The 15,778-nt window shown below is 68.4% G+C and carries 15 protein-coding genes; all 15 read right to left on the minus strand.

Annotated features, from left to right (window positions below):
- Positions 1–117: 117 nt before the first annotated feature.
- On the minus strand, positions 118–909 hold the full coding sequence (fliR, locus tag EO139_RS08510; protein WP_053051291.1) for a flagellar biosynthetic protein FliR: 792 nt from the start codon (positions 907–909) through the stop codon (positions 118–120).
- A gap of 13 nt (positions 910–922) precedes the next feature.
- On the minus strand, positions 923–1,192 hold the full coding sequence (locus EO139_RS08515; protein ID WP_005917968.1) for a flagellar biosynthetic protein FliQ: 270 nt from the start codon (positions 1,190–1,192) through the stop codon (positions 923–925).
- 375 nt (positions 1,193–1,567) lie between these two features.
- Complete coding sequence (gene fliP, locus EO139_RS08520) at positions 1,568–2,413, minus strand: flagellar type III secretion system pore protein FliP (protein ID WP_039521458.1); 846 nt, start codon at positions 2,411–2,413, stop codon at positions 1,568–1,570.
- A 1-nt stretch (position 2,414) separates the two neighbouring features.
- The gene (gene fliO / locus EO139_RS08525) at positions 2,415–2,822 is read right to left on the minus strand and encodes a flagellar biosynthetic protein FliO (RefSeq protein WP_104582709.1); all 408 of its coding nucleotides are present in this window, start codon (positions 2,820–2,822) and stop codon (positions 2,415–2,417) included.
- Positions 2,819–3,157: a flagellar motor switch protein FliN gene (fliN, locus tag EO139_RS08530; protein WP_104648690.1), complete on the minus strand. Its 339-nt coding sequence runs from the start codon at positions 3,155–3,157 to the stop codon at positions 2,819–2,821. The genes fliO and fliN overlap by 4 nt, the downstream gene beginning before the upstream one ends.
- Positions 3,154–4,167: a flagellar motor switch protein FliM gene (gene fliM, locus EO139_RS08535; RefSeq protein ID WP_104582707.1), complete on the minus strand. Its 1,014-nt coding sequence runs from the start codon at positions 4,165–4,167 to the stop codon at positions 3,154–3,156. The genes fliN and fliM overlap by 4 nt, the downstream gene beginning before the upstream one ends.
- A 10-nt stretch (positions 4,168–4,177) precedes the next feature.
- The gene (locus EO139_RS08540; RefSeq protein WP_180496968.1) at positions 4,178–4,726 is read right to left on the minus strand and encodes a flagellar basal body-associated FliL family protein; all 549 of its coding nucleotides are present in this window, start codon (positions 4,724–4,726) and stop codon (positions 4,178–4,180) included.
- A gap of 165 nt (positions 4,727–4,891) precedes the next feature.
- Positions 4,892–6,172, minus strand: coding sequence for a flagellar hook-length control protein FliK (locus tag EO139_RS08545; RefSeq protein WP_126970236.1), 1,281 nt, complete (start codon positions 6,170–6,172; stop codon positions 4,892–4,894).
- Positions 6,169–6,624, minus strand: coding sequence for a flagellar export protein FliJ (gene fliJ, locus EO139_RS08550; RefSeq protein WP_104582704.1), 456 nt, complete (start codon positions 6,622–6,624; stop codon positions 6,169–6,171). Before fliJ ends, EO139_RS08545 begins: the two co-directional genes overlap by 4 nt.
- Positions 6,625–6,627: 3 nt before the next feature.
- Positions 6,628–8,010: a flagellar protein export ATPase FliI gene (gene fliI / locus EO139_RS08555; protein ID WP_104648693.1), complete on the minus strand. Its 1,383-nt coding sequence runs from the start codon at positions 8,008–8,010 to the stop codon at positions 6,628–6,630.
- Positions 8,007–8,627, minus strand: a complete 621-nt coding sequence (locus EO139_RS08560) for a FliH/SctL family protein (RefSeq protein ID WP_104582702.1) — start codon at positions 8,625–8,627, stop codon at positions 8,007–8,009. The genes fliI and EO139_RS08560 overlap by 4 nt, the downstream gene beginning before the upstream one ends.
- Positions 8,624–9,613, minus strand: coding sequence for a flagellar motor switch protein FliG (fliG, locus tag EO139_RS08565; RefSeq protein ID WP_016904678.1), 990 nt, complete (start codon positions 9,611–9,613; stop codon positions 8,624–8,626). Before fliG ends, EO139_RS08560 begins: the two co-directional genes overlap by 4 nt.
- Before the next feature lie 10 nt (positions 9,614–9,623).
- Positions 9,624–11,354, minus strand: a complete 1,731-nt coding sequence (gene fliF, locus EO139_RS08570; protein ID WP_104582701.1) for a flagellar basal-body MS-ring/collar protein FliF — start codon at positions 11,352–11,354, stop codon at positions 9,624–9,626.
- 13 nt (positions 11,355–11,367) lie between these two features.
- Positions 11,368–11,739, minus strand: coding sequence for a flagellar hook-basal body complex protein FliE (gene fliE / locus EO139_RS08575; protein WP_006449786.1), 372 nt, complete (start codon positions 11,737–11,739; stop codon positions 11,368–11,370).
- A gap of 500 nt (positions 11,740–12,239) precedes the next feature.
- Entirely contained in the window at positions 12,240–15,749 is a 3,510-nt protein-coding gene (locus tag EO139_RS08580; RefSeq protein WP_126970482.1) for a glycosyltransferase, read from the minus strand.
- Positions 15,750–15,778 lie beyond the last annotated feature (29 nt).

Genomic DNA, 15,778 nt, shown 5'->3' on the forward strand with positions numbered 1-15,778 from the left:
GTTCCCGCGGGCGTTGGCGTGGGGTGAGTGATGGCGACTGGCGGTGTCAATCGTCCTGTGGCGTTGACGGCTGGCCAGGGCGAAACTTGAGGCAGTTCACAGTTACGGATGTGCCCGCTAGGCGGTCAATTCCCTGGCGGCGTCGAAGGCGGTATCGAACATGCGCTGCACGGGCGGGGCGAATTCGCTGGCGAAGCTGGACAGCAGGAACAGCCCCAGCAACACCGTCAACGGCAGGCCCAGCTGCATCGGGTTCAACGCCGGCGCGGCCTTGGCCAGCGCACCGAAGGCCAGGTTGACCGCCAGCATCGCCACCATCATCGGCAATGCCAGGGTGAGCCCGCCGCGCAGGATCTGCAGGAACAGGGTGGGCGCCACCTCCGCGAATGCGGCGGCGTCGGGGATGGCGGTGCCGATCGGCAGGGCCTTGTAGCTGTCCACCAGCAGCGCGATCACCGCAAGATGGCCGTTGGCCGCGAAGAACAGCAAGCCGAATCCCAGGTAGAACCACTGCGCGATCACCCCGGAGGTCACCCCGCGCAGCGGGTCGGACATCTGCGCGAACGACAGGCCGGTGGACTGCGACACCAGCTCGCCGGCCATCGCGCCGGCCTCGAAGATCAGCTTGAGCATGAAGCCCATGCTGGCGCCCACCGCCAGCTCACGGGCGACGCTGAGCACCGCCTGCGCGGTGAATCCGTCCCAGTCCGGCACCGGCGGCAGCAGCGGCGCCAGCACCATCGACAAGGTGCCGGCCAGCATCACCCGCACCCGTCCCGGTACCGCGCGCGTGCCGATCAACGGCATCGCGGTCAGCAACGCACCGGTGCGCAGCATCGTCCACATGATCGCCCCGACCATCGCGAACGCGCGCTGGCCGTCGATCACCATCTGGGTGGCAGCATCCATCCGCGCTGGTCCGCTAACCGATCAGATGCGGAATGCGCTGGAACAGCGCAATGGTGAACTCCACCAGATGCCCCAGCAGCATGCTGCCGGTGGCGAACAAGGTGGCCGTCAGCGCGACCGCCTTGGCCACGAAGGCGATGGTCGGCTCGTTCAACTGGGTGGCGGCCTGCACCACACCGATCACGACACCAACGACCAGCACCGCCAGCAACATCGGTCCGGCAATCCACAGGACGGTGACCAGGCCACCACGCAATTCGGTCAGGGCGATTTCAGGGCTCATGGGTGTGGTGATGCAAGTGGGGTGCCAAAGGATGGGATTGGGGATTGGGGATTGGGGAGTCGGGAATCGGGAATCGGGAGGAGATTTGAGCTGTGCGACGGGTATGGGCTGACGAAGGTGCGGTCTGCAGAAGCTCGCCCCTCTCCAGCGGGAGAGGGGTTGGAGTGAGGGTGCGAGGCGAAGCCACGCGTGTTGGGTGGTTCGGCTGGGGCATTGCGCAGCTGTGCGCTTCGGCCGCTATTGGCTGCACTGGCTATCGCGGTCGTTGTTTGCTCTGCGGTTGCGTCGGCGTTTGCGGCTCGGCCTTGGGACTGCACACCGACGCTGGCAAACCGGGTGGACACGCCGGCAGGCGGCGCGTGTGCAACCGCGCGGCTACGACGCGTTGAAGCTCGCCGCCAACGTGCCGACCACCAGCACCCAACCGTCCACCAGGATGAACAGCAGGATCTTGAACGGTGCCGAGATCAGCATCGGCGACAGCATCATCATGCCCATCGACATCAGCACGCTGGCGACCACCAGATCGATGATCACGAACGGAATGAAGATCAGAAAGCCGATCTCGAACGCGGTCTTCAGCTCGCTGGTCACGAACGAGGCCACCAGCACCGGGAACGGCACCGCGTCCGGGCCGGCGTACTTGCCGTCGCCGGCCATGCCGGCGAAGGTCATCAGGTCGGTCTCGCGGATCTGCGCCAGCATGAAGGCGCGCAGCGGCTGGGTGGTCAGCGTCCAGGCAGTCTGGAAATCGATCTGGTTGTTGAGGTACGGCGACAGCCCGGCGCCCCACATCTTCTGCCACACCGGCATCATCACCAGCGCGGTCAGGAACATCGACAGCCCCAGCAGCACCTGATTGGACGGGGTCTGGCCGGTGCCCAGTGCCTGGCGCAGCAGGCCCAGCACGATGGTGATGCGGGTGAAGGCGGTCAGCACCAGCAGCATCGACGGCAGCAGGGTGATTGCCGTCATCAGCAGCAGGGTCTGCAGCGGCAGGCTCACCGGCTGGTCGCCGATGCGGCCGACGCTGACATTGGGCAACGACGGCAGCTGATTGGCGCCGGCCGGAGCGGCCGCCGGCGCTGCGGCGGGAGCGGCGGCCTGGGCCATGGCCGGCAATGCGGCAGGCGTGGCCGCGGCCAGCAGCGGGCAGCTCATCACCAGCAGGATCAGCACCAGGCGGAGGCTACGCCCCCAGCGATTCCAACGACTCAACATGTCACGGGTCCTTGCGCAGCTTCTGTGCCAGCAGCTGGGCGAAATTGGGAAGTTGCTTGAAGTTGGGCAGGGTGGGGGCGGGCGCGGGCGGCAGCGGTTCGGACAGGGTGTGCAAGGTGTTGATGCCGCCGGCGGTGACGCCCAGCAGCAATTGCTGGCCGTTGACCTCCACCACCACCACGCGTTCCTTGGCACCCACCGCCAGGCTGGTCACCACGCGCAGGCCCTCGGTATTGCGGAAACCGCTGCCGGGCATGCGCTTGAGCAACCAGCCCAGGCCGACGATCAGCGCGAGCACCAGCAGCAATGCAAAGACCGCGCCAAACAGGCTGGGCGAGGACGGCGCCTGCGCGCCGACCTGGGTGGCCTTGGCCGCGACCGGCGCGGCAGCGGCCAGCAGGCCGATCACCGCAGCCTCCGGATCCGTTCGCTGGGGCTGACCACGTCGGTCAGGCGGATGCCGAAGCGGTCGTTGATGACCACCACTTCGCCATGCGCGATCAGGGTGCCGTTGACGTACACGTCCAGCGGTTCGCCGGCGCCGCGCTCCAGCTCCACCACCGAACCCTGGTTGAGCTGCAGCAGGTTGCGGATCGGGATGCGCGCGCGGCCCACTTCCAGCGACAGCGTCACCGGCACGTCCAGGATGACGTCCAGGTTGAGGTCGGTGGCATTGTTGTCGTGCTCGGCCTGCAGGCTGTCGAAGGTGGCGGGCGCGGCGTCGAGGGTGTCGGAGTTGATCATTTGCTGGAGTCCTGGGAGGGAACGGCGCGTGGGGCTTGCACGCCGGGCGGGCGTACGGCGGTGATCTTGACGGCGTTGTTGCCATTGGAAACGCCGAATTCGCCGGTGAACAACGGGATGTCTTCCACGCACAGCGGCACCTGTGCGGGCAGGTCGATCGGCAGGATGTCGCCGACCTTCAGGCCGGTGAGCTGGCGCAGGCTCATGCGCTTGCTGGCCAGCACGCTGGACAGGGTCACCTCGGCGGTGTCCAGCTGCTCGCGCAGCATCACGTTCCAGGAGTCGTCGCGGTCGTTGCGGTCGCTCTGGATGCCGGCATCGAGCAGTTCGCGGATCGGCTCCAGCATCGAATACGGCAGGGTGATGTGGATCTCGCCGCCGCCGCCTTCCAGTTCGACATGGAAGCGGCACACCACCACGTACTCGCGCGGGGTGACGATGTTGGCGAAATGCGGGTTGATCTCCGAGTTGATGTACTCGAAGTCCACTTCCATCACCGGCGCCCAGGCTTCCTTAAGGTCGGCGAAGGTCTGCTTGAGCATCAGCTGCACCACGCGCATCTCGGTGGCGGTGAATTCACGGCCTTCGATACGGGTGTGGTAACGGCCGTCGCCGCCGAAGAAGTTGTCCACCACGGTGAACACCAGCGTGGGTTCGAACACGATCAGGCCGGTGCCGCGCAGCGGCTTGAAGCGGATCAGGTTGAGGTTGGTGGGCACATACAGCGAGTGCATGTACTCGTTGAACTTGACCAGGTCGATGCCGCGCACCGACAGGTCGGCAGAGCGCCGGATCAGGTTGAACAGGCCGATGCGCCACAGCCGCGCGAAGCGCTCGTTGACCATCTCCAGGGTCGGCATGCGGCCACGGATGATGCGGTCCTGGCTGGACAGGTCGTACTGGCGCGCCTCGCCGGGCAGCGGCTCCGGCTCGGTGTTGACCGCACCCGAATCCACGCCATGCAGCAGGGCATCGATTTCGTCCTGGGAAAGCAGATCGCTGACGCTCATGGGGCAGGCCTTACTGGGTGACGAAACTGGTGAACAGCAGTTCTTCGACGCACTTCTTGCCGGTCTCGCCGGTCATGACCTTCTGCGCTTCGGCCAGGGCCGCCTTCTGCAGCTTCTGCTTGCCGACTAGGTCGGCCACATCGGCGGCCTTGACCTGCGACAGCAGCATCAGCAGATGCGCGCGGATGGCCGGGGCGTTTTCGGTGATCAGCTTGAGGTCTTCCGGGTCGCGGGTGACCAGCTGCACTTCGACCTGCAGGTACTGCGGGCCGTCGCCGGGGTCGGCCAGGTTGACCACGATCGCCGGGTCCATCGGGAAGTACTGCGCCGGCTTGGGCACCTCGGCCACCTTGGGCGCGTCGTGCTTGCCGCCCTTCTCCTCGCCCTTGTGGCCGAAGAAGAACCAGGCGCCGCCGCCGGCCGCGGCCAGCACCACGACCCCGACGGCGATCAGCAGAAGTTTCTTGCCACCCTTCTTCTTGTCGCCCTTGTCGTCTTTGTCTTCGGTCTTCTTGGGTTTTTCAGCGGCTGCCACAGTCTGCTCCAGGGGAATGCTCACCCAATGGATGCAATTGGCATGCCAATGATGCGACGGTTTCCTGGCGCAGGTGCAGGTTCAACGACAAAACCCCCGCAAGCCTTGCGCTGCGAAGGTGGGTGGGCGGTGCCGGCACGTGGCGACACGCGGTTTTCGGCCGCGCCGGGACGTTCCCGGCGCGCGGGCTCAGGCGTAGGCGTCCAGCAATCCACGCTGGCGTAGCACCACCGACGGAATTCCGACGGGTGGGCTGTCGTCCAGGCTGAGGCCGTTGGCGTCGCTGCCGCCACCGTTGCGGTTGCCGGACTGGCTCTGCTGTTGCTGGCCGACATCGGCCTGGCCGAGCTGGAAACCGTTCTGGCCGAGCATTTCGCGCAGGCGCGGCAGGCTCTGCTCCAGCGCCTGGCGCACGTCGGCATTGGCGGAGCTGAAGCTGGCGTTGACCTTGTCGCCGTCCAGATGCAGCCGCACCTCGACCGGGCCCATCTCGTTCGGGGTCACCTTGATATGGGCATGGCCGATCTTCTGGTCGGCGAGCCAGCTCATGCGCGCGCCGATGGCGTCGTCGAAGGTGTCGCTGCCCATGTCCGGGGTCGGGGTTGGCGAGGCGCTGAACACCGGCGCCGGGTCCTGCAGGCGGCCGAGCGCGGTCGCGGTGGTGGTCGGCAGCACGAACGCCGGGGCGTCCGGCGCGGCCGGGCCGGCGCTGTCGTCGGCGCCCGGCTCCAGGGCCTTGGACGCCATCCCCATCAGCGCGGCCGTCTGGGCGTCGCCGCTCAAGGCGGTGACGGACGTGGGCTTGGCGCCCGCGGCGGCAGCCGGTGCCAGCGCGCCCAACGCGGGCAGGGCGGTGCCGGCGGTCGTGGGTGCAGCGGATGCGGCTGCATCGGTCGGCAGCGCGGTTGCGGTCGGCGTGGTGCCGGCGGCAGCGGTCACGCCGGCCGCCAGTGCCGCGGCCGCGGCGGCGAGTACATCGCCACCGGGCAGTGCCTGCGTCAGCAGGCCCATACCGAAGCCGCCCAGGCCCGGCGGTGGCCAGCCGGTGTCGGTGGCGGTGGCTGCGTCGGCCGGCGCGTCTTCGTCGTTGGTTGTGGTCTTGCCGGTCTTGGCGGAGCCGGCGGCGCTGCTGCCGTCGGCGGCAGCCGGTTCCTTGGCGCCGGCCTTGGCGGCCTTGGCATCGCCATCCTGCGCGCGCGGGCGTGCGGTGGCATCGCCGGGCGCATCGTCGCCGTGGTCGTCGTCGCTGCGCTGCCTGTCGGGCTGGCTGGGCTTGGGCGCGGCCTGCTTGGCCGGCACGCGCTCGGGCGCCTGCGGCGGGGCCTGGTTCGGCGTGTTGGCCGGGTTGAGCATGCGCGCGAACTGGTCCTGGCCGGCGTCTGGCTCGGACGAGGGATCGCTGTAGCTGGATTTCTTACCGGTGCTAGCGAGGGCGCCGAGGCCGGCTGCAAAGGCGGACAAGGGATTCATGCGGATTCTCCGTGGGTATCTTCGCTGCGGGCCAGGCGCGAACGACGCGCGCCGAGGTCGTCCATCTCACGCTGGTCGCGGCGTTCGATCACCTTGTTCTCCTGTGCGCGGTAGCTGGCGGCCAGCTGTTCCAGCACCTGCTTCTCGCGGCTGGCCAGCAGCAGCCGGGTGCGCTCGGCTTCCACCTTGTTGCGGTTGTTTTCCACCGTCTGCGCCTGCTGCAGCACCGCGCTGTCGAGCCGGTCCAGGAAGGCGCGGCGGTTGCTCAGCGCAGCGGCACTGGTACCGGCCATGTGGCTGTTGGCGTATTCCTCGGCGTAGCGGCGCAGCTCTTCCAGGCGCGACTGGTGGGTGTCCAGGGCGCGCTGACGCTCGGCCAGGTCGCGCGCCACCTTGTCTTCCTGTTCCTGGGCGCGGCGCAGCAGCGGGTCGATCCGTTTGGATTGCATCATGGATTAGTTCTCGGGTTCGACCAGCCGCTGCAACGCGGATAGGCTGTCGGGCAGGTCGGCGGCCCGGTGGACGTCCTGGCCGAGGAATTCGACGATCTCCGGCCAGCGCGCCAATGCTTCGTCGGTGGCCGGATCGCTGCCGCGCTGGTAGGCACCAATGGCGATCAGGTCGCGGTTGGCGGTGTAGGCCGACAGCAGCCGCTTGAGCTTGCGGATGCGCAGGCGCCAGGTGTCGTCGGCGATGTCCTGCACCACACGGCTGACCGATGATTCGACGTCGATGGCCGGGTACAGGCCGCTGTCGGCAACCCGGCGCGAGAGCAGGATGTGGCCGTCGAGAATGGCGCGCGCGGCGTCGGCGATCGGGTCCTGCGGGTCGTCGCCTTCGGTCAGCACGGTGTAGAAGGCGGTGATCGAGCCGCGCCCCTTGGCGCCGTTGCCGGCCCGTTCGACCAGCGCCGGCAATTTGGCGAACACCGACGGCGGGTAGCCGCGGGTGGTCGGCGGCTCGCCGACCGACAGGCCGATCTCGCGCTGCGCCTGGGCGAAACGGGTCAGCGAGTCCATCAGCAGCAGCACGTTCAGGCCCTGGTCGCGGAACCATTCGGCAATGGCGGTGGCGCGGTAGGCGCCATGCAGGCGCGCCAACGGCGGGCGGTCGGCCGGGGCGGCCACGACCACGGCGCGGCGCAGGCCTTCTTCGCCCAGGGTGGTTTCGACGAAGTCGCGCACTTCGCGGCCACGTTCGCCGATCAGCCCGACCACGATCACGTCGGCCGAGGTGAAGCGGGTCATCATGCCCAGCAGTGTCGATTTACCGACACCGGAGCCGGCGAACAGGCCGACACGCTGGCCACGGCCGATCGGCAGCAGCGCGTTGATCGCGCGCACGCCGACATCCAATGAGGTGGTGATCGGCTCGCGCGCCAGCGGGTTGATCGACACGCCGGCCATGCTGACGCTGCCTTCGCCGCGGATCGGGCCCTTGCCGTCCAGCGGGGTGCCGTCGCTGTCGATGACGCGGCCGAGCAGGCCTTCGCCCACTTCCACGCCGCCGCGGCGCCGCGAGGGCACCACGCGGGCGTTCGGCAGCAGGCCATGCAGTTCGGCGCTGGGCATCAGGTAGGTGCGTTCGCCGGCGAAGCCGACCACTTCGGCATCGACCCAGCCGCCGTCGACCTCGACCTTGCAGGTGGCGCCCATCGGCGCCTCGCAGCCGGTGGCTTCCAGGGTCAGGCCGACCGCGCGACGCAGGATGCCTTCGCGGATCAGGGTGCGCCCGGCCGTGGGTTCCAGCCCGAGGCCGCCCAGGCGGGTGGCCAGGCGCAGGTTGCGCGCGTCCAGCCAGTCGGCCGGGGCCGGGGTGGTGCCCAACAGGTCGCTCACAGGCCCGCTCCGGATTTACGCATGACCGTCTCCAGCGCGGCCCGCAGGCGCGCATCCAGTGTTCCGTCCACGCGCACGCTTTCGGCGTGCACGCGCAGGTCGCCGCGGCTCAGGCTCAGGTCCGGGGCCACGCGGGTGGTGCTGCTGGGCGCCAGATGCGGCAGCAGCGCGGTGATGTCGTCCGGGTGCAGGCGCACTTCCACTTCGCGGCCGGCCCCGCCGACTGCGTCGATGGCCTCGTGCACCAGCTCGGCCAGCAGCTGCGGGTCGGCCTGATAGGCTCGCCCGACCAGCGAACCGGCGATGCGCACGGCCAGCTCGCCGAGCGCGCCGACCACTTCGTTTTCCAGCCGCGCCAGCGGGCGGGTGAAGTTGTCCAGAATGCCGTCGATCTGCGCGGTCAGGCGGCGCACCTCCGACTGGCCCTGGGCAAAGCCGTCGGCATGCCCGCGCGCAAAGCCTTCCTGCTGGGCGGCGTCTTCGATGGCCTGGATCTCTTCCAGGGTCGGCGGACGCAGCACCGGCTCGTACACCGCCGGTTCGTCGAATTCCGGCTCCGGCGGGGCCGGCTCCAGGTGCAGGTCGGGGGCCAGCCAGCGGGTGACGATGTCGGTCATACCATCGCCTCCGCACCGGCACCGCCCAGGCTGATGGCGCCTTCGTCAGCCAGGCGGCGGACGATGGTGAGAATTTCCTTCTGCGCCGCTTCCACGTCGGCCAGGCGTACCGGGCCGCGCGCTTCCATGTCCTCGAGCAGGATCTCGGCCGCACGCTGGGACATGTTGCGGGTGATCTTCTCGCGCACCTTGACGTCGGCGCCGCGCAGGGCCAGCCCCAGGCGCTCGCCGGAGACTTCGCGCAGCAGCGTCTGCAGGCCGCGGTCGTCCAGGTCCACCAGGTTGTCGAACACGAACATCAGGTCCTGGATCTTGCCGGCCAGGTCGGCGTCGATCTTGCCGATCTCGCCCAGCACGCCCTGGTCGGCGCCGGTGTCCAGGAAGTTGAGGATGTTGGCGGCCACCTTGATGCCGCCCACGTTGGACGACTTGAGGTTCTGGTTGCCGGAAAACTGGCGCTCCATGATGTCGTTGAGCTCGCTCAGCGCATTGGGCGGGATGCCGTCCAGGGTGGCGATGCGCAGCAGCACGTCGGCGCGGGTGCGCTCGGGCAGCAGCTTCAGGGCCTCGGCGGCCTGGTCGCTGTCCAGATGCGCCATGACGATGGCGATGATCTGCGGGTGCTCGTTGCGCACCAGGTCGGCCACCGCGCGCGGGTCCATCCACTTCAGGGTGTCCAGGCCGGTGGTGTTGCGGCCGAGCAGGATGCGGTCGATCAGGCCACCGGCCTTGTCGGCGCCCAGCGCCTGGATCAGCACGTTGCGGATGTAGTCGTCGGCGCCCACGCCCAGCGAGGTCTTACCGGCCAGTTCGCCGTTGAACTCGTCCATGACCTTCTCGACCTGGTCGCGCGAGATGCCGGTCATGGTGGCCATGGCGATGCCGATCTTCTGCACCTCCTTGGGGTCCATGTGCTTGAGCACTTCGGCGGCGTCGCTTTCCCCGAGCGACAGCAGCAGCACGGCGGCGCGTTGTACGCCGGTCATCGGTGGTGTATCAGGCTTCACTGGCGACCCATCCCTTCACGACTTGTGCGACACGTTTTGAATCGGCTTTGACTGCTTCGCGTGCGAGGCGCATGCGTTCTTCGTAGGCGTCCGGCAGCGCGATCGGGGTCTTGCGGTCCTGACCGAGCTGGGCGGTGTCCTCTTCCAGGCGCGGCATCAGGTCGTCATCGTCGACCATCCGCACGTCGGCGCTCTGCGGAGTGCCATCGTTGCCGCCCTTGGCCTGCTTTTCCTTGATCGCGGTCACGCCGGTGAGCTGGCGCAGGGTGGGGCGCACCACGCCGAACAGCAGCGCCAGCACCACCACCGCACCGACCAGCAGGCGCAGACCGTTCTGCACGCGCGGGTCTTCCCACCACTTCGGACCTTCCTCGCCGGCCACCGCTTCGCGCACGAACGGGGCGTTCATCACCGACACCGTGTCGCCACGGGCCGCGTCGAAGCCCACCGCCTGCTTGACCAGGCCCTCGATGCGGGTCAGCTCGGCGGCCGTCAGCGGCTGCTCGACCATCTTGCCCTTGGCACCGGGGCGCGGGACGTTGTCCAGCAGCACCGCCACCGACACCCGCTTGATGCGGCCGGCCGGCTGGCGGGTGTGTTGCAAGGTCCGGTCCAATTCGTAATTGCGGGTGGCGCTCTTGGAACTTTCGGTCGGCGCGGCCGCTGCGGCGGCCTGGCCATTGGCAGCGGCCGGGGTGCCCGGTGCGCCGGCAGTGGCGTTTGCGGCTGGCGCCGGCGGCTGGCCGGGGCTGTTGCTGGTGGCGCCCGGCGGGCCCTGCGGGCCGGTGGCGCTGGTGCTGGTGTCGCTGACCTGCTCGCTGCGCAGCTTGGCCGGCTCGCCGTTGTAGAGTTCGCGGGCTTCCTCAACCACCGAGAAGTCCATGTCCACGCTGACTTCCGGGTTGACCCGGCCCGGGCCGGTCATCGGCTCGAGCAGCTCGCGGATACGCTGGTTGTAGGAGCTTTCCTGGCGACGCACCTGTTCGAACTGGGCGGCGTGCTGGGCGGCGTCGCTGTTGGGATCGGCGATGGAGAGCATGCGGCCGCTCTGGTCGACCACGGTGACGCGCTCGGGGGTCATGTCCGGGATGCTGGAGGCGACCAGGTTGACGATGGCGTCGACCTGGTTGCGTTCCAGGCCCTGGCCGCCGCGCAGCTCCAGCACCACCGAGGCGCTGGCCACATCACGCTGGCGGGTGAAGGCGCTGGGCTTGGGAATGGCCAGGTGCACGCGGGCTTCGCGCACCGGGCGCAGGGTGCCGATGGTGCGCGACAATTCGGTTTCCAGGGCGTGCTGGTAGCGGGCGTTTTCGACGAACTGGCTGACGCCGAAGCCCGGATCCTTTTCCATCAGCTCGAAGCCGCCGCCGGTTTCCTTGCCGGTCAGGCCGGAGCCGGCCAGCTTCAGGCGGGCGTCGTACAGACGGTCCTGCGGCACCGAGATGGCGCCGGTGTCCTGGTCGATCTTGAACGGGATCTGCGCGGTGCGCAGCAGGTCGGCCGCCTCGGCATTTCCCTTGTCGTCCAGGCCGGTGTACAGCGACTGGTAACCGGGTTTCTGCGACCAGAAGAACACCGCCAGACCGGCCGCCACCGCCACGGCGATCATCGCCATCATGGTCAGCTTGCGGGTGATCTGCAGGCTGCGGACACGGTCGAACCATTGCCCCGCCTTTTCGGCGTTCTGGTTCATGTTTTCTTTGGTGATCGCGAGTGCCATGTGTCGTCAACCCTTACAGCGGCATGTTCATGACGTCCTGATAAGCCTGGACGAGACGGTTGCGGACTTCCACGGTGGCGCGGAAGGCCACCTGGGACTGCTGGGAGGCGACCATGACCCGTGCCAGATCGGCACTGGGGTCGCCCATTTCGAAGGCCTTGGCCAAGGCGCCGGACTTCTGCTGGGCCTCGTTCACGCCGCCAATGGCGCCGCGCAAGGTCTCGCTGAAGCTCGGGGCCTGGGTGGCCGGTGTTCCCTGCGTGCCGGCCAGCCCCTGGATCTGGTTGCCGCGCGCCGCATCGCCCACCGCACCCATCGGGCCTTGGCCCATCTGCGTCTGGTAGCTGCGGATCTGCGAGAGGATGGAGGTAACGGAGTCGCTCATGGGTGCGGTCAGCCAGGGAGGCATCCACACCAATGCAAGCGGCGTGCCGAAACTGCGCCGGGATTCCGGCGCGGTGCGTTCCTGGGGCGCCTGTCACAAGCACGTCGCAGCGATACCGCCCCCCATCCGCCCTTCGGGCACCTTCCCCCGCAAGCGGGGAGAAGGGAGCCGATGGTGGTCAGCTGCAGTGCGCCGACAGATCACGCGCAGCCAAGGTTTTCCCTCACGCGCAGCCAATGCTTTCCCTTCTCCCGCGGGCGGGAGAAGGTGGCGCGCAGCGCCGGATGAGGGCAACACCGCCAATTGCCACCCGGCTGCAGGTACGGCAGCGCGCGGCGCTGGCGTGTGGTCGCACGCCCCCATCCGCCCTTCGGGCACCTTCCCCCGCACGCGGGGGAAGGGAGCCGGCAGGCGACCAGTGGCAGTGCAACCGAGAGGTCACATGCAGCCAGGCATCCGTTCTACCGCAAGCGGGAGAACGCTGAAGCGGCGTGCCCGCGCTAGTCGGGCAACCAGGCCGCCCGCCAGGTGTCCAGATTGCTGCCACGCAACATCCAGTCGCGGCGCACCACGTCACGCAATGCCGCGCCTTTTGCTGCCGAAGCGGCCGGGTCGGCAAGATGGTCACGGATCGCGCCGATCCAGTCGCGGTAGCGGTTCTTCACAAGGGTCACCGGCAGGCTGCCCTGGTAGCAGCGCACGTCGCTGGCGATCACCGGGTAGCCGCAGGCGCCGTACTCCAGCAGGCGCAGATTGCTCTTGCACTCGTTGAACAGGTTTTGTTCCACCGGCGCCAGCGCCAGGTCCAGATCCAGCGCCGCCAGTGCGGCCGGGTAGTGGTCGATCGGCACGCCGGGCTGGAACTGATGGATGTGCTGGCGCAGTGCGAACGGATACATCCCCATGAACACCCAATCGACCTCGTCGGCCAGCTCGCGCACCACATCGGCGATCAGTTCCAGGTCGCCGGTGTGGCTGGCGCCGCCGGCCCAGCCGATACGCGGCTTGCCGCCCTGGCGTTCCTTACGGTCGGACCGCGCGGGCAGGTGTTCCCACCAATGCGGCGGCAGGCGGTTCTCGGCCACGCGGATGTCGCTGTGCAACCCGGCGAATGCCTCGGCCAGCGCCTGGGTGGACACCACGAAGCGGTCCACCATGCCCAGCCCACGCCGCACTGTCTTGAGGATGTCCTTGGGCATGTGCTCGCGATGCGCGTTCTTCAGCGGCAGGTTGGGCAGATAGTCGTCCAGCTCATAGACCTTGAACGCGCGCGACAGCGCCTGCATCCGCCGCATCGCTTCCAGTCGCGGCTCGCCGACCTGGCGTTGCAGGATCACCACGTCGGGATCCTGACGCGCCAGCTCGCTGATCTCCAGATAGCCGTTGAACAGCACGCCTTCGACCATGCCGGCCTCGCGCAGGGCGCGCAGCGGCTGGATCACCCGATAGTGGCCGCAGCCTTCGACATCGGCGGGCAGCGCGATCATCGTCGGCAGCGGTCGCCACGACTGCAATGGCCGCCAACTGGCGCGCGGGTCGGCCAGCTGGAAGCCGGCGCCGGGATCCAGCGAGAAGCCCGGGTTGTAGGCCGGGTCGTTGGCCATCACCGGTAGCCAGCGCGCATACATCGCTTCTTCGTCGAGTGCAGTGGCGGGCGTTGCGTCGGGAGGATCGATCAGCAGCTGCGCGCGCGCGGCGTAGACATTGAGATAGCCGGCCTGCTGCAGGCGCAGGCACAGATCGACATCGCTCCATTGCGCCAGCGCCGGCTCCTGCGCAAAGCCGCCGGCGTCCAGGAACAGCTGGCGCGGCAGCATCAGGCATTCGCCACTGAGCGCGCTGTAGTTCTGATCCAGCTGCAGGCGTTGCAGATAGCCGGAGTCGTCGAACGCGGCACCTTCGAACGCGCGTGCTGCCGGTGCCCCCAGGCCCAGCAGCAAGCCGGCGTGATGCACGGTGCCGTCACCGCGCAGCAGCTTGCCGGCCACCGCGCTGACCTCCGGGCGCAGCGCGTGGTTGAGCAGCTGCGCCAGCCAATCGGACTTGATCGCCGCGGCGCCCGCTGCCAGCCACAACAGCAGCTCCCCGCGCGCCTGCCCGGCCGCCGCATTGCAGGCCGCCTCGCGCGAGGGCGCACCGTCGAAGCGCAGCACGCGGATCTGCTGCAGGCCAAGGTTGTCGATGCCCGCCAGCCAGTCGCGCAGCGCCGGCTCGGCGCTGTCGCCGCGATCCAGCAACAGCAGCTCGTAATGCGGGTAGCCGGTGTTGGCGAGCATGTTTTCCAGGCAGCGCTGCAGCTGCGCCAGGCGTCCATCCACCAGCACCAGAATGCTGACCAGCGGCTGCTGTGCATGGCGGTAATCCACCGCGTGCCGGCCGGGGCCGATGCTGCTCACCACCGCGTCCACGTATCCGCGCGCGGCAAGATGGCGGCTGATGGCGCGCTGCTCGTCTTCGTCGCCAAGCCGCGTGCTGGCCGATGCCACCAGCAAGGGTTCGGCGATGTGCTGGATGCAGGCCAGGCCGTAGCGTTCGACCAGCCCCAGCTGGTAATCCAGTTCGAAGGCGTCGCCCGTTCCAGCCGGAAAACCACCATCGGCAACCAGCGCGGAGTGCCGGAACAGCCAATGCCGCGACATCGTCGACGGCGCGCTCAACAGCATGTCCAGATACAGCGCCGGCCGCATCGCCAGCCCCAGCTGGCCACCGTCCAGCGCGACCACTTCATCGGCGTAGATGGCCTGACACGTGTCCGGCAGCGCAAGCATCTCCAGCGCCACGACCAGCAGACCGCTGGCGGTGAACAGGCTGCCGGCCTCGACCAGCAGTACCCAGTCGATGGACTGTTGTGCGGCGATGGTCCGGTTGAGCGTGGACACCAGCCCGTCCGGGCCGACCAGCACACCGCGCTCGCCGTGCTCGGCGGCCTGCTGCGGGGAGCTGCTGAGCACCCAGGTCTGCTGATTCGGATAACACGCCACCGCTGCCAGGCTGGCCTGGGTTGCGGCCACCGCTGCCGCGTCGCCAGTGTCGTCGATCAGCATTACTGCGATCCGCGGGCCGCCCGCATGCGCCTGCAAGCGCGCATCGATCAAGCCGCGCTGGACCATGCTCGGATGCCGCACACCCAACCAGGTGGACGGCGACACGCGCTCGGCCAACCCCGCGCTCTGCATCAACGCATTGACCAGATCCACCGACTTGAACACGCGTGCCTTGTGCGGGCTGAGTGGGGCGACGCGCACTTGGCGGTTGTCGCCGCTCTCGCGCCGCCAGCCCAACTGGCGGATGCCCTGGCGCAGATCTTCGTGGCCCTGGTCGCCGACCCCGACCTGATCGCGGCCGGCCTGACTGAACTGCACGCTGGACACGCGAAAATGCGTGAGCGGGCTGGACAGCAAGGCCAGGTTGCCGTGACGCAGCAGCTTGACGTAGATCGCCAGGTCGCCGACCCAGTGGATGGCCTTGCCGTTCAACATCATCAGCTCATTGCCCAGCGCCACCAGGTCGGCGCGCCGTGCAAGCACGCAACTCGGCTCGCCGATGAAGTTGATGGCATGGTCGGCCAGGAACGACACCAGCTCCGGCCCGTCGATCAGCACGTCCTCGCCGAACGAAAAGTTGGTGGCCAGGATGTCGGGCAACGGGGCGCCGTCATCGTCGATCCGCAGCCGGCGCGAGGACGCCAGCGCGGTGCCGGGGTTGCGTTCCATCGCCGACACCAACTGCGCAATGCAGTCCGGCTGCAGCACATCGTCGTCATGCAGGAACTTGACGTATTCGCCTTGCGCCAGGCCGATGCCCTTGATGGTGCTGCCGAGTTCGCCCAGTCGCGCCGGATTGCGGTGGTAGCGGATCGGGAAGGGAGCGCTCGCCAGGCGCGGCGCCAGCACAGCCTCAATCGCGCCATCGCCATTGTCGTCGCAGATCACCAGTTCCAACGCCGTGTAGGTCTGCGCCAGCACGCTGTCCAGCGCCTGCGCGACATAGCGCGGCTTGTAGGCGGGCATGACGATGCTGACCAGGGCGTTGGGCGTCA

The organism is Xanthomonas sp. BRIP62411 (genome assembly GCF_003993525.1).
Classification (GTDB): domain Bacteria; phylum Pseudomonadota; class Gammaproteobacteria; order Xanthomonadales; family Xanthomonadaceae; genus Xanthomonas; species Xanthomonas euroxanthea.

What these genes read in the sequence shown, in the direction of transcription:
- fliG (WP_016904678.1), bottom strand. Translation starts at nt 9,613, where the DNA reads ATGACCGGCGTACAACGCGCCGCCGTGCTGCTGCTGTCGCTCGGGGAA.
- EO139_RS08515 (WP_005917968.1), bottom strand. Translation starts at nt 1,192, where the DNA reads ATGAGCCCTGAAATCGCCCTGACCGAATTGCGTGGTGGCCTGGTCACC.
- fliF (WP_104582701.1), bottom strand. Translation starts at nt 11,354, where the DNA reads ATGGCACTCGCGATCACCAAAGAAAACATGAACCAGAACGCCGAAAAG.
- fliR (WP_053051291.1), bottom strand. Translation starts at nt 909, where the DNA reads ATGGATGCTGCCACCCAGATGGTGATCGACGGCCAGCGCGCGTTCGCG.
- fliE (WP_006449786.1), bottom strand. Translation starts at nt 11,739, where the DNA reads ATGAGCGACTCCGTTACCTCCATCCTCTCGCAGATCCGCAGCTACCAG.
- fliP (WP_039521458.1), bottom strand. Translation starts at nt 2,413, where the DNA reads ATGTTGAGTCGTTGGAATCGCTGGGGGCGTAGCCTCCGCCTGGTGCTG.
- EO139_RS08545 (WP_126970236.1), bottom strand. Translation starts at nt 6,172, where the DNA reads ATGAATCCCTTGTCCGCCTTTGCAGCCGGCCTCGGCGCCCTCGCTAGC.
- EO139_RS08580 (WP_126970482.1), bottom strand. Translation starts at nt 15,749, where the DNA reads ATGCCCGCCTACAAGCCGCGCTATGTCGCGCAGGCGCTGGACAGCGTG.
- EO139_RS08560 (WP_104582702.1), bottom strand. Translation starts at nt 8,627, where the DNA reads ATGACCGACATCGTCACCCGCTGGCTGGCCCCCGACCTGCACCTGGAG.
- fliM (WP_104582707.1), bottom strand. Translation starts at nt 4,167, where the DNA reads ATGAGCGTCAGCGATCTGCTTTCCCAGGACGAAATCGATGCCCTGCTG.
- fliN (WP_104648690.1), bottom strand. Translation starts at nt 3,157, where the DNA reads ATGATCAACTCCGACACCCTCGACGCCGCGCCCGCCACCTTCGACAGC.
- fliJ (WP_104582704.1), bottom strand. Translation starts at nt 6,624, where the DNA reads ATGATGCAATCCAAACGGATCGACCCGCTGCTGCGCCGCGCCCAGGAA.